A 15,976-nucleotide genomic window follows, 5' to 3' on the forward strand; every position below is an offset into this window, starting at 1 on the left:
ACACGCCGCCTGCGGCGGCTACTCGACCACCGATGTGATGGGGTTGCCGTCGGCGTCCCAGTTGTCGGCGTTCTTCTTGCTCGGCTGCACGCGCGGGGGTTCGCCGGGCATCTTCGGGTAGTCGGGCGGGAACGGCATTTCGCCCAACCCGGCGTCGAGATCCCGCTGCCACCACGCGAGCAGGGTGTCGATGCGACCGGGCGCCGCGTGGAAGCCTGCCCACGGATCCCCGACCGTCGCGAGCCGTTCGGGCACGGTCAGCACGGTGAACTGCTTCGGGTCGCAGGACTCGAGCTCGTCCCAGGTGATGGGCGTCGACACGGGGGCGTGAGCGAGCGCACGCGGGCTGTACGCACCGGCGATCGTGCGGTCGCGGTTCGCCTGGTTGAAGTCGACGAACACCTTCCGCCCACGCTCTTCCTTCCACCACGATGTGGTCACGGCATCCGGCATGCGTCGTTCGAGTTCGCGCGCCGCGGCGATGACCGCGTGCCGCACGTCGAGGAACTCCCACGCCGGCTCAATCGGTGCGTAGAGGTGGATGCCGCGGTTGCCCGAGGTCTTGATGAACGATTCCAGGCCGGCCTCGCGCAGCACGTTCCGCATCTCGAGAGCCGCGGGCACCGCATCCGAAAAGTCGGTGCCCGGCTGCGGGTCGAGGTCGATGCGCATCTGGTCGGGGTTGTCGGTGTTGCCGGTGCGCGACGGCCACGGATGGAAGACGATGGTGTTCATCTGCACCGCCCAGACGATGCCGGCCGGCTCGTCGAGCACGACGAGCGGATGCGATCGCGCGCTCGGGAAGACGACCGGCACCGAGCGCAGCCACTCGGGGGCTCCCTTCGGCGGGTTCTTGGAGAAGAAGCTCTCGCCGTCGACGCCCGCGGAGTACCGCTCGAGCGCGACGGGCCGATCGCCGTTCGCGGCGAGGAACGCCTCGGAGACGGCGATCGCGTAATGGGCGAGGTCGAGCTTGGTGATGCCGACTTCCGGCCAGAGCACCCGGTCGGGACTCGAGACCCGTACCTGCCTGACGCCCGCCGGGCCGGGTACCTCGAGAGTGACGGCGGCCGGCATCAGGCGGCGTCGGCGGCGATGTTGACCAGCCAGTTCACGCCGAACCGGTCGGTGAACATCCCGAAACTCGCTCCCCACGGCGCGGTCGCGAGCGGCTCGGTGATCGTGCCGCCCTCGCCGAGCTTCTGCCAGTAGCTCCGCAGTTGCGCGTCGTCGTCGCTCGGCCCGCTCAGCGAGATCGAGTACTGGTTGGTGCCCGGGGCGAAGTCCATGTGACTCGGCACGTCGGCGGCCATCAGGGTGAAGCCCGCTGGAGTCTCGAGCTGGCCGTGCATGACCAGATCGCGTTCCCCCTCGGGCAGATCGGCCATCCCGAGGTCGGCGAACGAGCTGACGGTGAGTTCGCCGCCGAATACGGCGTGATAGAACTCGAGCGCCTCCCTCGCCTGGCCGCGGAAGTTGAGGTAAGGGTTCAACACGCTCATGGGGCCATTCTGCGCCGGGCCGCCGACCCTCGCTAGGGGGAAGGGAGTGGTGTGAGGATTGGAGGATGCCGCTTGCGATCGAGGACTACGCACTCATCGGCGACTGCCACACCGGCGCTCTCGTCGGAACGAACGGGAGCATCGACTGGCTGTGCCTGCCACGATTCGACTCCGCATCGACGTTCGCCGGGTTGTTGGGTGACGACGAGCACGGCCACTGGACCGTTCGGCCCGTCGGCGCGGAGCGCTGCGCCGAACGTCACTACGACGGTGACAGCTTCACGCTCGTCACGCGGTGGGTCACGGATGACGGTGAGATCGAGGTGATCGACCTCATGCCGATGGGCGGCCGCCGCGCCGACATCATCCGCCGGGTGCGCGGCGTGAGCGGCACCGTGCGCGTCGAGGAGGTGCTGCGCATCCGCTTCGACTACGCCGCTGCGATCCCGTGGATTCGGCAGTCGCGGTCGCAACGCGGCACGGGCGAGCACGAGCACGCCCTGATCGCCGTCGCCGGCCCCGACTCGGTCGTCGTGCGGGGACCGCGCCGCCATGCCGACGGCTTCGCCCACCGCTCGGCGTTCGAGATCTCCGCCGGTGAGACCGTCGATCTGGTGATGACGTGGTTCGCGGCGCACGAGCCGCCGCCGCCGATGCCCGACGTGGCCCGCAGTATCGACGAGACCCGCGCCTGGTGGACGAACTGGGCGCAGCACCTCGACGGCGAGGGCCCCTACGCGGGTGCCGTGCGGCGATCCCTGCTGGTGTTGCGCGCGTTGACCCACCAGGACACCGCGGGCATCGTCGCCGCCCCGACCACGAGCCTGCCCGAGAGTTTCGGCGGCGACCGCAACTGGGACTACCGCTACGTCTGGCTGCGCGACGCCTCACTCACCCTTCAGGCGCTCATGCTGCACGGGTTCGCGGTCGAGGCCGAGGAGTGGCGGGACTGGTTGCTGCGGGCCATCGCCGGCGACCCGGCCGACGTGCAGATCATGTACGGCCTGGGCGGCGAGCGGAGACTTCCCGAGTGGGAGGTCGACACGCTGCCCGGCTACCTCGGCGCGTCTCCCGTACGGGTCGGCAACGGTGCGTACACGCAGTTCCAGGGGGATGTCTTCGGCGAGATCATGCTCGCGCTCGAGCAGGCCCGCATGATCGGGGTCGGCGAGGACCGGGTGTCGTGGCCGCTTCAGGTCGCGCTGCTCGGCCACATCGAGGCGAATCTGGAGCGCGACGACCACGGCATCTGGGAGATCCGCGGTGTTCCGCGGCGGTTCACCCAGTCGCGGGCGATGGTCTGGGCAGCGTTCGAGTGCGGCATCCGCGCGGTTCGCGACCACGGGCTCCCCGGGCCCGTCGAACGCTGGGAGGGCATCCGCGATGAGCTGCGTCGCGAAATCGACGCCCACGGGTTCAACGAAGAGCTCGGATGCTACGTGCAGTACTACGGGGGCACCGAGGTGGACGCTTCCCTGCTCACCCTCCCCCAGATCGGTTTCATCGAACCCGACGACCCGCGGATGCTGGGCACGGTCGCCGCGATCGAGCGGGATCTGCTGCGCGACGGGCTGCTGCTGCGCTATCGCGTGGAGTCGGGGGTCGACGGACTCGAGGGTGAGGAGCATCCGTTCCTCGCCTGCTCGTTCTGGCTGGTGCAGCAGTACGCCCTGTCAGGTCGCATCTCCGACGCCCGCGTACTGATGGAGCGGCTCGTCGGCCTCGCCAACGATGTCGGCCTGCTCTCCGAGGAGTACGACACGAGGAACGAGCGCCACGTCGGCAACACTCCGCAGGCCTTCTCACATCTCGCGCTCGTGCGCGCCGCCGACGCGATCGACCGCGCGAGGAAGCATGAGGACACCGGGCCGCTCCGGCTTGAGGATCCGCGCGCGACGTGACGAGTCCGCGCGCTATTCAGTGTTGCTATCTACCGGTACTCAGTGTTACTTTGTACCGGTAGTCATCGACACTGAGTAGCAGGAAGGAGCGTCCGTGCCCAAGCAGATCACCGAGATGCTCAAGGGAACCCTCGAGGGCATCGTGCTCGCGATCCTCGCCGGCCGCGCCGCGTACGGGTACGAGATCACCGCGTGGTTACGCGACCAGGGCTTCACCGACATCGCCGAGGGCACGGTCTACGCGCTGCTCGTGCGGGTCGAGCAGCGCGGCCTCGTCGACATCGAGAAGGTGCCCTCCGAGAAGGGCCCGCCGCGCAAGGTCTACACGCTCAACGCCGAGGGGCGACTTGCTCTCGACGAATTCTGGGAAACGTGGGGCTTCCTCTCCGCGCGTCTCGACCAACTCCGCACCGAAGGGAACTGACATGGCCAAGAACTTTCTCGAGCTGATCATCGGATCGTTCGACGACAAGAAGCAGTGGCGCGCTTACAGAGCGCGCGTCAAGGCGCTCCCCACCGAGTACCGCACCGCGGTCGAGGCAGTCGAGCGTTACCTCATGCACTCGGGTGACACGCCCGCCGACTGGGACCGCGCCGCGAGGATGTTCGAAGATCTCGCCGAGTTGTTCGAACGGGCGGCGGCCGACGGCACCCCGGTTCGCGAGATCGTCGGCGACGACCCACTGGAGTTCGTCGAGACGTTCGTGCGCACCTACTCCGATGGGGGCTGGATCGAAAGGGAGCGCGAGCGTCTGCGCAAGTCGATCGATCGCGCGACCGGCGAGGAGGCAGACTCTTGAGCGCGATCCAGGTCGAAGGCCTGCAGAAGTCGTACAAGAAGCTGCACGTGCTGAAGGGCGTCGACTTCACCGTCGAACGCGGCAGCATCTTCGCTCTGCTCGGGTCGAACGGCGCGGGCAAGACGACGATCATCCGCATCCTCTCGACACTGCTCGCCGCCGACGCCGGTTCCGCCCACGTCGCGGGGTTCGATGTCGCCACCCAGTCCGCGGAAGTCCGCGAGACGATCAGCCTCACCGGCCAGTTCGCTGCCGTCGACGAGGTGCTCACGGGGCGCGAGAACCTCATGCTGATCGCTCGCCTGCGGCACCTGCGACGACCCGAGAAGATCGCGGACGACCTGCTCGCGCGCTTCTCGCTTACCGAGGCCGGCGGCCGCAAAGTCGCCACGTACTCGGGTGGCATGCGCCGTCGGCTCGACATCGCGATGAGCCTCATCGGCAACCCGCCGGTGATCTTCCTCGACGAACCGACGACGGGCCTCGACCCCGAGGCGCGTCTCGAAGTATGGGCGACGGTGAAACAGCTCGCGCAGAACGGCACGACCGTGCTGCTCACGACGCAGTACCTCGAAGAGGCCGAGCACCTGGCCGATCGCATCGCGATTCTGCACGACGGCCGCATCATCGTGAACGACACGTTGCGTGAGCTGAAGAAGCTGCTGCCGGCGGCGAAGGTCGAGTACGTCGAAAAGCAACCCACTCTGGAGGAGATCTTCTTCGCCGTCGTGGGCACGAAGGCAACGGAGGAGAGCGAATGAACACCCTCGCACGCACCCACTTCGTGAGTGACACGGTGACACTCACCGTCCGGTCGCTGCGGCACATTCTGCGCAGCCCCGACACCATCGTGACGACGGCGATCATGCCGGTCGCCATCTTGATGCTGTTCGTCTTCGTCTTCGGCGGGGCGATCGACATCGGGGCGGGCGCCGGTGTGGGCTCCTACGTGAACTATCTGCTGCCCGGCATCCTGCTGATCACGATCGCGTCGGGCATCGCGTACACCGCCTACCGGCTCTTCCTCGACATGCAGAGCGGAATCTTCGAGCGATTCCAGTCGATGCCGATCGCCCGGTCGAGCGTGCTCTGGGCGCACGTGCTGACCTCGGTCGTAGCCAACCTGGTGTCGCTCGCGGTCGTCGTGGGCGTCGCCCTGCTGCTGGGGTTCCGGTCCGGTGCGGGTGTGCTGGCGTGGCTCGCGGTCGTCGGCATCCTGGTGCTGTTCACGCTCGCGCTGACCTGGCTCGCCGTCATCGCCGGGCTGTCGGCGAAGTCGGTGGACGGCGCGAGCGCGTTCTCGTATCCGCTGATCTTCCTGCCCTTCCTCAGTTCGGCGTTCGTGCCGACGCAGTCGATGCCGGGCCCGGTGCGCTTCTTCGCAGAGAACCAGCCAGTCACGTCGATCGTGAACGCGATCCGCGCTCTGCTCGAGCAACAGCCGGTGGGCGTCGAGATCTGGATCGCCCTCGCCTGGTGCGTCGGCATCCTGGGTGTCGCCTACCTGCTGGCGATGTTCACCTATCGCCGCAAGATCAGCTAGGTCTCGACACGCGACCTACGGCCGCTACTCGACCACCGAGTGGGGAATGCGGGGGCCACTGCGGCGTTACAGTTGTATGCAAACGCATATAATCGGTACGTCAGGAGCCCAGTGCTCACAGAAGGAGTGGCCATGCAGTTCGGAGTTTTCTCGGTCAGCGACATCACGCGTGACCCGGTCTCGGGCGAGACGCCCAGCGAAGCCGAGCGCATCCAAGCCGCGGTCGCCATCGCGAAGAAGACCGAAGAGGTCGGGATGGATGTCTTCGCGATCGGCGAGCACCACAACCCGCCGTTCTTCTCCTCCTCCCCCACGACCCTGCTCGCGCACATCGCCGCCCTGACCGAGCGACTCGTCGTGTCGACCGCGACGACGCTCATCACCACGAACGATCCTGTCAAGATCGCCGAAGACTACGCGATGCTGCAGCACCTCTCGGGCGGCCGCATGGACCTCATGCTCGGCCGCGGAAACACCGCCCCGGTCTATCCGTGGTTCGGGCAGGACATCCGGCAGAGCCTGCCGATGGCGCTCGAGAACTACAACCTGCTGCACCGCCTCTGGCGCGAAGACGTCGTCGACTGGGAGGGCTCGTTCCGCACTCCCCTTCAGGGGTTCACCTCGACGCCGCGCCCGCTCGACGACGTTCCGCCGTTCGTCTGGCACGGCAGCATCCGCACCCCGGAGATCGCCGAACAGGCCGCGTTCTACGGCGACGGGTTCTTCGCCAACAACATCTTCTGGCCGAAGGAGCACTACCTGCGGCTCATCGACTTCTACCGGCAGCGCTTCGAGCACTACGGGCACGGCACGGCGAAGCAGGCGATCGTGGGCTTGGGCGGTCAGGCGTTCATCGCGAAGAAGTCGCAGGATGCCTGGAGCAGCTTCCGCCCCTACTTCGATGAGGCTCCGGTCTACGGCCACGGCCCACGCATGGAGGACTTCGCCGCGCAGACCCCGCTCTCGGTGGGATCGCCGCAGGAGGTCATCGACAAGACGCTGACCTTCCGCGAGACCTTCGGCGACTACCAGCGGCAGATGTTCCTCATCGACCACGCGGGGCTTCCGCTGCCGATGGTGCTCGAGCAGCTCGAGCTGCTCGGCTCCGAGGTGGTACCGGTGCTGAGACGAGAACTGGCGGCCAAGCGCGACCCCGAGGCGGCGGATGCCCCGACCCACGCCGCCCGGGTCACGGCGAAGTACGGCGACCAGGCACCCCGCCAGCCGCGCCCGAACGCCAACCGCGGCGACAACGTGACCGGCGGATCTCCCTATCAGGACACCGAAACCCAGCCCGATTCCGAGGGCGAGGCCGCCTAATGACCGGCCGGGCTCGGCTCGCGAACGACGCGTGGGAGTCGCTGCTCACCGTGCACGCGGCCTTCATGAAGTCGTTCGCGGCGGCGCCGATCTGGGGCGACGTCTCGATGAAGGAGTACGACGTGCTCTATGCGCTCACGAAGGCCGACGCGCCGGTGCGGATTACCGATCTGCACCGTCGGGTGCTGCTGAGTCAGCCCGCCCTGTCGCGCATGGTCGACCGGCTCGTCGAGCGCGGGCTGGTCGAGCGCTGCGAGGATGCCGGCGACCGGCGGGTGGTGCGGCTCGCGCTCACCGAGGCGGGCCGGTCGCGGCAGCGTGAGGTCGGTGCCGCGCACGCCCGCGACGTCACGACCGCGATGACGACGTCGGTCGGTGACCCCGATCTCGAAGAACTGCTGAGAATCACCCGGACGCTTCTCGGATCGAAGGAGAAGGTGTCATGAATCTCGTGGTTATCAATGCGGGCACGGGCGATCCGTCGTCGACGCGGCTGCTCGCCGACCGCACCGCCCAACGCGTCGCCGCCCTGGCAGACGGCGTCGACATCCACGTGATCGACCTGCGCGCGATCGCGACCGACGTGACCACGGCTCTGGTATCGCAGCACGTCGCACCCGCCCTGCGTACCGCCATGGATGCCGTAGCGGCCGCCGACGGGATCATCGCGGCGACCCCGGTGTACTCCGCGGGGCCCAGCGGACTGTTCACCTCGTTCTTCCAGGTGCTCGAGACCGACACGCTCGTCGGAACGCCGGTGATTCTCGCCGCGACAGCGGGCACGGGCCGGCACGCCCTCGTCGCCGACGACCAGATGCGCGGGATGTTCGGCTACCTGCGCGCGATGACGGTGCCGACGGCGCTGTTCGCCGCTCCCGAGGATTGGGCGGATGCGGCGCTCACCGCGCGCATCGACCGCGCGGCCGTCGAACTCGTCGCGCTGATGCGGGCTGACGTCGCCGGCACCGTGCGTCGAGACAACTCGTCCCGCTACCAGACCCAGCTCGGCTCACCCAACGACCCCGGCATCCAGCTCGACAGCGACCTCATGCGCCTCGCCGCCGGCGGCGGCAAGCGCACGCCGCCGATTTCGTTGGTCGAGTAGCGCGCAGCGCGTGTCGAGACCTGACACGATGGCGGGCATGACCGACCGCCTCATGCTGCTGGACACGGCCGGGATCTACTTCCGTGCGTTCTACGGCGTGCCCGACACCGTGAAGGCCCCGGACGGCACGATCGTCAACGCGGTGCGTGGAACGCTCGACATCATCGCGCGGCTGGTGTCGCAGTTTCAGCCGACGCACCTCATCGCGTGCTGGGACGACGACTGGCGCCCGCAGTGGCGGGTCGACCTCATTCCCACGTACAAGACGCATCGAGTCGCCGAGGTGGTCGAGGTCGGGCCCGACGTCGAGGTCGTCCCGGATCCGCTCACCGTGCAGGTGCCGATCATCGCCGAGTCGTTGCGGCTGCTCGGCATCCCGATCATCGGTGCGCCCGAGCACGAGGCCGACGACGTCATCGGCACCCTGGCGTCGACGGCCGGCATGCCGGTGGATGTCGTCACCGGCGACCGCGACCTGTTCCAGCTCGTCGACGACTCCCGAGGGGTGCGGGTGATCTATACGGGTCGCGGGATGGCGAACCTCGAGACGCTCGACGGCGCCGCGATCGAGGCGAAGTACGCGATCACCCCGGCGCAGTACGCGGCGTTCGCGGCGATGCGCGGCGACCCCTCCGACGGTCTCCCGGGTGTCGCCGGTGTCGGTGAGAAGACCGCTGCCGGGCTGCTGCGCGAGTTCGGCGACCTCGACGGGATCGTCGCCGCCGCGGCCGACCCGGCCGTTACGCTCTCGCCATCGGTGCGCGCGAAACTGCTGGCGGCATCCGACTATCTGCGCGTTGCTCCCGCCGTCGTCAATGTCGTTCGCGATCTCGACCTGCCCCAGGTCGACGCGACCATCCGCCCGCTCATCGCAGAACAGGTCGCGACGGCACGCTCGTTCGCCGAACGGTGGGGCCTCGATTCGGCGATGACCCGCATCCTCGCCGCCCTGCCCATCGCGGGCTAGCTACCAGGTGGTGTCGCCGCGCATGACGGCGTCGGATCCGCCGTCGATGAACACGACCTGCCCGCAGAGGTGGGCGTTCTCTTCGCTCGTGAGCCAGGCCAACAGGTAGCCGACGTCGCGCGGCTGGAAGATGCCGTTCAACGGCATCGGAACCATCTGCAGGATCGCCTCCCGGGCTTCGTCAGTGCCCGTGAAGGCTGCCGTCATGGGCGTCTCGACGACTCCCGGGGCGACGGCGTTGAGCGGGATCCCGGCACCCGCCCACTCGGCCGTCGCCGCGTTGCGGCGCACCCAGAGCGAGAGCGCCCGCTTCGTGGTGCCGTAGATGAGGTTGGCGGCGTCGCCACCGGCGGCTTCGAGCTCGGCGCCACGTGCGAGCGCCGCCGTCTCGTCTTCGGCGCGCAGCGCCTCGAGAAGCACCTCGTCGGGCGGGAACAGCGACGCCATCGACACGGTCACGACCGCCCGCGGGGCCGTCGATCCGGCCAGCAGCGGTCGCAGCCCGGTGAGGGTCGCCACCGCTCCGAAGAAGTTGACGGCGACCGTCGCCGCGGTGGGCGTCGCGAGCCCGGCGTTGGCGATGACCGCGTCGATCGTGCCGCCGCTCAATTCGGTGACCCGGGCGACGAGGTGTTCGCGGCCCTCGGAAGTCGAGATGTCGACGTTCACGTCGGTGTCGTGGATGTCGACGCCGATCACGCGGTGGCCGCGTTCGACGAGCAGTTCGGAGGTGGCGAGGCCGATGCCGCTCGCGGCACCGGTGACGACGTAGCTGCGAGTCACGGCATCAGCATCGCGCCGGGTCTCGCCCGGCGGTCAGGCCGAAGGTCCTACGGGGTCTCGTCGGCGGCGGCGAGCTGGCCGCAGGCGCCGTCGATCTCTTTGCCGCGGGTGTCGCGAAGGGTGGTCGGGATGCCCTTCGCCTCGAGGCGGCGGACGAACTCCCGCTGCACGTCGGGTTCGCTCGCGGTCCAGATCGAGCCGGGCGTCGGGTTGAGCGGAATCGGATTGACGTGAACCCAGCCGCGACCTCGCGCGTTGAGTTTGTCGCCGAGCAGGTCGGCGCGCCAACCGTGGTCGTTCATGTCCTTGATGAGCGCGTACTCGATCGACACCCGGCGCTTCGTGGCGTCGAAGTACGCGCGCGCGGCATCGAGCACTTCGTCGACCTTCCAGCGCGAGTTCACCGGGATGAGTTCGTCGCGCAGTTCGTCGTCGGGCGCGTGCAGCGACAGGGCGAACGTCACCGGGATGCCTTCCGCCGACAGTTTGCCGATCGCCGGCGCGAGACCGACCGTCGAGACGGTGATGCCGCGGGCGCTCATGCCCAAGCCGTCGGGCGCCGGGGCGACCATCGTGCGGATGGCGCGCAACACTCGCGCGTAGTTCGCGAGCGGCTCCCCCATGCCCATGAAGACGATGTTGGAGACCCGTTCCATCGAGTGGTCGGTCTGCTTCTTGCCGCCGAGCCCGCCCTCGGCGATGACCCGGTTGGCCCGCACGATCTGGTCGACGATCTCGGCGGTGGAGAGGTTGCGGGTGAGCCCCGCCTGACCGGTCGCGCAGAACGGGCAGTTCATGCCGCATCCGGCCTGCGACGAGATGCACAGCGTGATGCGGCCGGGATAGCGCATGAGCACCGACTCGACGAGAGCGCCGTCGTGCAGCTTCCAGAGGAACTTGATCGTGTCGCCGCGGTCGGTCTCGAGGCGGCGCAGCTCGGTGAGCAGCGGCGGCAGCAGTCCGGCGACCAGCTCGGCGCGGCCGGCGGCCGGCAGGTCGGTCATCTCGGTGGGGTCGGATGTGGAGTGACCGAAGTAGTGCGTCGCGATCTGCTTCGCCCGGAAGGCCGGCATGCCGAGCTCGGTGATCTTGCCCGCGCGCTCCTCGGGGGTGAGGTCGGCGAGGTGCTCCGGCGGCTTGCCGCGCTTCGGGCTCGCGAACTGCAACAGCGGGCGGCCGTCGGTGTCGAGCTTCTGCTTCCAGCCCTCCGCCTTCGGGCGCACCTGGCGGATCTCACCGCGCACCGCATCCGAAGCCATGCGCTCCAGGCTACGGGTCGCCCGCTGGGAGGGTCGCACGAGCTATGCGGAGTCGCGCCAGACGATCTCGGTCGGCAACAGCACGCCGTCGCTCACGGGCGCTCCGGATCGCACCTGTTCGAGCACGAGTTCGGCGGCTCGGGCGCCGAGATCGCCGGCCGGCTGGCGGATGGTCGAGAGAGCGGGTTGTGCCCGCCGCGCCCAGGCGCTGTCGTCGAACCCGACGACGCCGACGTCGTGCGGAACCCGGCGACCGGCGGCAGCGAGCGCCTCGAGCGCCCCGACCGCCACCGCATCGGATGCGGCGAAGACGCCGTCCAGCTGCGGCTCGGCTCGCAACAGCTCGGTCATGCCCGCCACCCCAGCGGCATGGGTGTAGAGGCTCTGGCGCGACACCAACGCATCGTCGTAACGGTCACCGAGGGCATCCCGGAACCCGGCGAGGCGGTCGCGGCCGCTGTCGCGGTCGAGACCCGCGGCGACCATCCCGATGCGACGCCGGCCGGTGCCGATGAGGCGCTCGGTGATCTGTCTCGCGGCGCCTCGGTTGTCGATGCCGACCCACGGCAACTGCGGCTGATTGTCGGGCCGACCGATCATGACGGCCGGGAGTCGCAGGTCGGCGATCGCCTGCGAGATCGGGTCGCCCTCGCGGGCCGAGACGATGATGGCGCCGTCGACGAAGCCGCCGCCGAGGTAGCCGGTGACCCGCTGCGAGTCGCGCTCGGTGTCGATGACGAGCGAGACGAGCTGGTAGTCGGCCGCCGAGAGCGACGAGTTGATGCCGAGCAGGATGGCGCCGATGTTGGGGTCGTCGACGAAGACGGAGTGCGGTTCGTGCACGATGAGCGCGATCGCGCCGGACGACTGGGTGGCGAGGTTGCGGGCGGCGGTGTTGCGCACGTAGCCGACCTTGGCGATGGCCGCCTCGATGGCCGCCCGCGCTTTCGCCGAGACATACGGTTCGCCGTTGAGCACCCGGGAGACCGTGCCCCGGGAGACGCCCGCCTCAGCGGCCACATCGAAGATCGTGGCGCGCTTGTGACGCGAAGCGTGTGGTGGCACGGGCTCAGTGTATTGACACTCGCGCGAAACTGTGGCTAATCTGGGAGCGTTCACAGAAATCCTTGACTCCTCCTGTTGCACGACGATCTGTGCACGCTCACAGAGTCTCGGTGTCGAACGACAATGACGTTGATCCGACCGCGGAAGGAACGGCCCGTGAGCATCCCCGAGACCCTGGACGCCGCGTCGGCGCTCATTCCGGGATGGGCGACGGGAACGATCACACTCGGCTGCGACTACAACCCCGAGCAGTGGAGCGAATCGGTCTGGCTCGCCGACATCGCCCTGATGACCGAACTCGGCGTGGATCTGGTGGCCATCAACATCTTCGGCTGGGCTCAACTGCAACCCACGCCCGGTGGTTTCGACTTCCGTAGCCTCGACCGCATCGTCGACCTGTTGCATGGCGCCGGCATCCGCATCAATCTCGGAACCGGCACCTCCTCTCCCCCGCCGTGGCTCGCCCGCCTGCACCCCGAGACGTTGCCGCAGGCGGCCGACGGCACGATCGTGTGGCCGGGCGGCCGGCAGGCCTGGTGCCCGAGCTCGCCCGTCTTCCGCGAGAAGGCGCTCGCTCTCGTGGCCGCCATGGCCGAGCGCTACGGCGATCACCCCGCCATCGCGCTGTGGCACGTCTCGAACGAGCTCGGGTGCCACAACGCGTACTGCTTCTGCGACGTCTCGGCGGCGGCGTTCCGCACCTGGCTACAGGGACGCTACGCGACGCTCGATGCCCTCAACGAGGCGTGGGGCACGTCGTTCTGGAGCCAACGCGTCGGCGACTGGGCCGACGTTCTGCCCCCGCGCAGCACGCGGTCGGCCGGCAACCCGAGCCAGGCAATCGACTTCAAACGGTTCTCATCCGACGAGCTGCTGGCCTATTACCGGGCCGAGACGGCGGTACTGCGAGCGCACACCTCGGCCCCCGTCACGACCAACCTGATGGTGACAGCGCACATCAGCAGCCAGGATTACTTCTCGTGGGCGAGCGACCTCGACCTCATCGCCAACGACCATTACCTCGATCACCGGCTCGCCGATCCGCTCGCGGAACTCGCCTTCAGTGCCGACCTCACCCGCGGCCTCGCGGACGGCGACCCGTGGATGCTCATGGAGACCTCGACAAGCGCCGTCAGTTGGCAGCCGGTCAACCACGCCAAGCGCGACGGCGAACTGCTGCGCACCGCTCTCGGGCATGTCGCCCGGGGCGCCGACTCGATCTGCTTCTTCCAGTGGCGTGCCTCACGGCGCGGCGCCGAGAAGTTCCACTCCGCGTTGCTTCCGCATGGCGGCGTCGACGCCATCGGGTGGGCCCAGAGCCGAGAACTGTCGGCCGTGCTCGACCGCCTCACGCCGCTGGTCGGCTCGCGGGTCGCCGCTCGGACCGCGATGGTCTTCTCCTGGCCGTCGTGGTGGGCGGCGGAGGGCGATTCGCAGCCCAGCAGCCTGCTGCGCTACCTGCCCGAAGCCCACCGCTACCACCGCGCCCTGCGCGCCCTCGGCGTCACCGTCGACCTGGTCGCCGCGGGAGCGCCGCTCGAGGGCTACGACCTGGTGATCGTTCCGACGCTGTACTCGGCGACCGCCACGGATGCCGCCGTCATCGCCGCAGCCAGCGAACGCGGTGCGACCGTGCTCGTCACGCCGTTCAGCGGCATCGTCGACGAGACCGACGCCATCCACGCCGAGGGCTACCCCGGTCCGTTCCGCGATCTGCTCGGCCTCGCCATCGACGAGTTCCGCCCCCTCGCCGCCGACGAGACCATCACTCTCGCGGGCGGAGCCCGGGGCACGATCTGGAGCGAGGCGATCCGGGTGCTCGACGCCGAGGTCATCGACACCTTCAGCGACGGACCCGCTGCCGGCTCCCCCGCGCTCACCCGACGCGGCGTGGCATCCGGTTCGGCCTGGTACGTGGCGACGATGCTCGACGACGCGCGGCTGATCGATCTGTTGAACCGCCTCTGCGCGGAAGCGGGCATTCCGGTCGTCGCGGTCGGACCCGACGTCGACCTCGTCACGCGCGTCACGCCGACACATGACGCGACCTTCGTCATCAACCACCGCGACGAGCCGATCACCGTGCCCGTCAGCGGACTGGATCTCGTCACCGGCGAGACGGTCACCGATACGACACCCGTTGCCGCGGGCGGCGTTCGCGTGGTCATCACTGAGAGGAGCACTCGTGGCAAGTGACACCGTCGTCACCCCGTCGAGAGCGGTCAGACATCGCACGGCACTCGCCGTGTTCCTGCTGCCGTTCGGGGTGTTGTTCGCCCTGTTCTACGTCATCCCCATCCTGTACGCGGTCTACCAATCACTGCTCACCGTCGAGCGCGAGGGAACCTTCGGGCCTGCCGTGCAGGTGTTCGGCGGCCTGACCCAGTACATCGCGGTGTTCCAGAACGAACCGTTCTGGGCATCCATCGTTCGGGTGCTGAGCTTCGGCGCGGTTCAGGTGCCGATCATGCTCGGCGTGGCCCTCGCGCTCGCGCTCCTTCTCGACTCCCCGCTGGTGCGCGGCACGAGGTTCTTCCGGCTCGCCTTCTTCGCGCCGTACGCGGTTCCGGCCGTGATCGCGGCGATCATGTGGGGGTTCCTGTACTCGCCGAACCTCTCGCCGTTCACCGCGGTCACGAGCACCTTCGACTTCTTGTCGGCCGAGACGGTGCTGTGGTCGATCGCCAACGTCGTCACCTGGGTCTACGTCGGCTACAACATGCTGATCATCTACTCGGCGCTGCTGTCCATTCCGCAGGAGATCTACGAAGCGGCCCGACTCGATGGTGCGAACCAGTTGCGGATCGCCTGGTCGATCAAGATCCCCCTTGTCGCGCCCGCGCTGGTGCTGACCGGCATCTTCTCGATCATCGGCACCCTCCAGTTGCTGGCGGAGCCGCAGGTGTTCGCCAGCTTCTCGTCGGCGGTCACCAGCACGTTCACCCCGAACCTGACGATCTACTCGACCGCGTCGGTACCCAACATGAGTCTCGCGGCGGCCATGTCGGTCGTACTCGCCGTGGCGACCTTCGTGCTCTCGTTCACCGTTCTGAAGCTCACGCAACGGAGGGCAACGCTATGACCATGACATCCATCCCCGTGCGCCGGCGCGGCGGGGCCACCCGCGAGAGCGCCGTGTCGCGCACGATCGCCATGGCGGTCATGCTCGTCGCCACCCTGTACTTCCTCACCCCGCTGTGGTGGCTGTTCGTCGCCGCGACCAAGACGCGCTCCGACTTCACGACGACCGCCCCGCTGTGGTTCGCCGACTTCGCGCTGTTCGACAACGTCGCGGCCCTCATCGGGTACCGCGACGGCGTCTTCCTGCGCTGGCTGCTCAACAGCGCGCTGTACGCGGGAGTCGGCGCGCTGCTCGCGACCCTGATCGCGGCGATGGCCGGATACGCGATCGCGAAGTACACCTTCCGCGGGCGCGAGACCCTGTTCAACGTCGTGCTGGGCGGCGTGCTGGTGCCGGCGACGGCGCTCGCGCTCCCGCTGTTCCTGATCTTCAGCCAGGCGGGGGCGACGAACACCATCTGGGCCGTTCTGCTGCCGAGCCTGGTCAGCCCGTTCGGGGTCTACCTGTCGCGCATCTACGCGTCGGCGAGCGTTCCCGACGAGATCATCGAGGCTGCGCGCATCGACGGCGCCGGCGAGGTGCGCCGTCGATTCGACCGTCGGGCAGGGTACGACGATGACGGTGCGGCTTCCCGCCGCGCCCGTCACGT

17 protein-coding genes are annotated in these 15,976 nt (G+C 68.5%); 11 read left to right on the forward strand and 6 right to left on the reverse strand.

Going from position 1 to position 15,976, the window contains the following annotated elements:
- Positions 1–18: 18 nt before the first annotated feature.
- On the reverse strand, positions 19–1,077 hold the full coding sequence (ligD, locus tag WBL06_RS03570) for a non-homologous end-joining DNA ligase (protein WP_424454602.1): 1,059 nt from the start codon (positions 1,075–1,077) through the stop codon (positions 19–21).
- Positions 1,077–1,502 (reverse strand): VOC family protein, encoded by a 426-nt coding sequence (locus WBL06_RS03575; protein ID WP_424454603.1) that lies wholly within the window; start codon positions 1,500–1,502, stop codon positions 1,077–1,079. The genes ligD and WBL06_RS03575 overlap by 1 nt, the downstream gene beginning before the upstream one ends.
- Before the next feature lie 65 nt (positions 1,503–1,567).
- Between WBL06_RS03575 and WBL06_RS03580 the strand changes: the two genes are divergently transcribed.
- The 9 genes from WBL06_RS03580 (at position 1,568) to WBL06_RS03620 (ending at position 9,138) form a co-directional block, all read left to right on the forward strand.
- A complete protein-coding gene (locus WBL06_RS03580; protein ID WP_424454604.1) occupies positions 1,568–3,403 on the forward strand; it encodes a glycoside hydrolase family 15 protein in 1,836 nt (611 codons plus the stop codon).
- Positions 3,404–3,497: 94 nt separating this feature from the next.
- Positions 3,498–3,827: a PadR family transcriptional regulator gene (locus WBL06_RS03585; RefSeq protein ID WP_424454605.1), complete on the forward strand. Its 330-nt coding sequence runs from the start codon at positions 3,498–3,500 to the stop codon at positions 3,825–3,827.
- A 1-nt stretch (position 3,828) separates the two neighbouring features.
- The gene (locus tag WBL06_RS03590; protein ID WP_424454606.1) at positions 3,829–4,203 is read left to right on the forward strand and encodes a DUF1048 domain-containing protein; all 375 of its coding nucleotides are present in this window, start codon (positions 3,829–3,831) and stop codon (positions 4,201–4,203) included.
- Positions 4,200–4,964: an ABC transporter ATP-binding protein gene (locus WBL06_RS03595; RefSeq protein ID WP_424454607.1), complete on the forward strand. Its 765-nt coding sequence runs from the start codon at positions 4,200–4,202 to the stop codon at positions 4,962–4,964. The genes WBL06_RS03590 and WBL06_RS03595 overlap by 4 nt, the downstream gene beginning before the upstream one ends.
- Entirely contained in the window at positions 4,961–5,746 is a 786-nt protein-coding gene (locus tag WBL06_RS03600; protein WP_424454608.1) for an ABC transporter permease, read from the forward strand. Before WBL06_RS03595 ends, WBL06_RS03600 begins: the two co-directional genes overlap by 4 nt.
- Positions 5,747–5,878: 132 nt before the next feature.
- Positions 5,879–7,066 (forward strand): LLM class flavin-dependent oxidoreductase, encoded by a 1,188-nt coding sequence (locus tag WBL06_RS03605; protein WP_424454609.1) that lies wholly within the window; start codon positions 5,879–5,881, stop codon positions 7,064–7,066.
- Positions 7,066–7,512: a MarR family winged helix-turn-helix transcriptional regulator gene (locus WBL06_RS03610; protein WP_424454610.1), complete on the forward strand. Its 447-nt coding sequence runs from the start codon at positions 7,066–7,068 to the stop codon at positions 7,510–7,512. The genes WBL06_RS03605 and WBL06_RS03610 overlap by 1 nt, the downstream gene beginning before the upstream one ends.
- Positions 7,509–8,171: a CE1759 family FMN reductase gene (locus tag WBL06_RS03615; RefSeq protein WP_424454611.1), complete on the forward strand. Its 663-nt coding sequence runs from the start codon at positions 7,509–7,511 to the stop codon at positions 8,169–8,171. Before WBL06_RS03610 ends, WBL06_RS03615 begins: the two co-directional genes overlap by 4 nt.
- 37 nt (positions 8,172–8,208) lie before the next feature.
- Positions 8,209–9,138: a 5'-3' exonuclease gene (locus tag WBL06_RS03620; protein ID WP_424454612.1), complete on the forward strand. Its 930-nt coding sequence runs from the start codon at positions 8,209–8,211 to the stop codon at positions 9,136–9,138.
- On the opposite strand, the gene WBL06_RS03625 is transcribed toward WBL06_RS03620, so the two are convergent.
- Genes WBL06_RS03625 through WBL06_RS03635 form a run of 3 tightly spaced genes read right to left on the reverse strand, consistent with a single transcriptional unit; the run spans position 9,139 to position 12,245 of the window.
- A complete protein-coding gene (locus tag WBL06_RS03625; protein WP_424454613.1) occupies positions 9,139–9,921 on the reverse strand; it encodes an SDR family oxidoreductase in 783 nt (260 codons plus the stop codon).
- Positions 9,922–9,968: 47 nt separating this feature from the next.
- Positions 9,969–11,180, reverse strand: coding sequence for a 23S rRNA (adenine(2503)-C(2))-methyltransferase RlmN (gene rlmN, locus WBL06_RS03630; protein ID WP_424454614.1), 1,212 nt, complete (start codon positions 11,178–11,180; stop codon positions 9,969–9,971).
- A gap of 42 nt (positions 11,181–11,222) precedes the next feature.
- Entirely contained in the window at positions 11,223–12,245 is a 1,023-nt protein-coding gene (locus WBL06_RS03635) for a LacI family DNA-binding transcriptional regulator (RefSeq protein WP_424454615.1), read from the reverse strand.
- Between the two features lie 156 nt (positions 12,246–12,401).
- Between WBL06_RS03635 and WBL06_RS03640 the strand changes: the two genes are divergently transcribed.
- Positions 12,402–14,441 carry a beta-galactosidase gene (locus WBL06_RS03640; protein WP_424454616.1) on the forward strand — a complete coding sequence of 680 codons (2,040 nt, stop codon included), beginning with the start codon at positions 12,402–12,404 and terminating at the stop codon, positions 14,439–14,441.
- On the forward strand, positions 14,431–15,327 hold the full coding sequence (locus tag WBL06_RS03645) for a carbohydrate ABC transporter permease (RefSeq protein ID WP_424454617.1): 897 nt from the start codon (positions 14,431–14,433) through the stop codon (positions 15,325–15,327). Before WBL06_RS03640 ends, WBL06_RS03645 begins: the two co-directional genes overlap by 11 nt.
- Here the strand turns inward: WBL06_RS03645 and WBL06_RS03650 are convergent.
- Entirely contained in the window at positions 15,302–15,784 is a 483-nt protein-coding gene (locus WBL06_RS03650) for a hypothetical protein (protein ID WP_424454618.1), read from the reverse strand. The two genes, WBL06_RS03645 and WBL06_RS03650, sit on opposite strands and share 26 nt — an antisense overlap.
- Positions 15,785–15,976 lie beyond the last annotated feature (192 nt).

This window comes from Pseudolysinimonas sp., assembly GCF_049651805.1.
Taxonomy (GTDB): domain Bacteria; phylum Actinomycetota; class Actinomycetes; order Actinomycetales; family Microbacteriaceae; genus Pseudolysinimonas_A.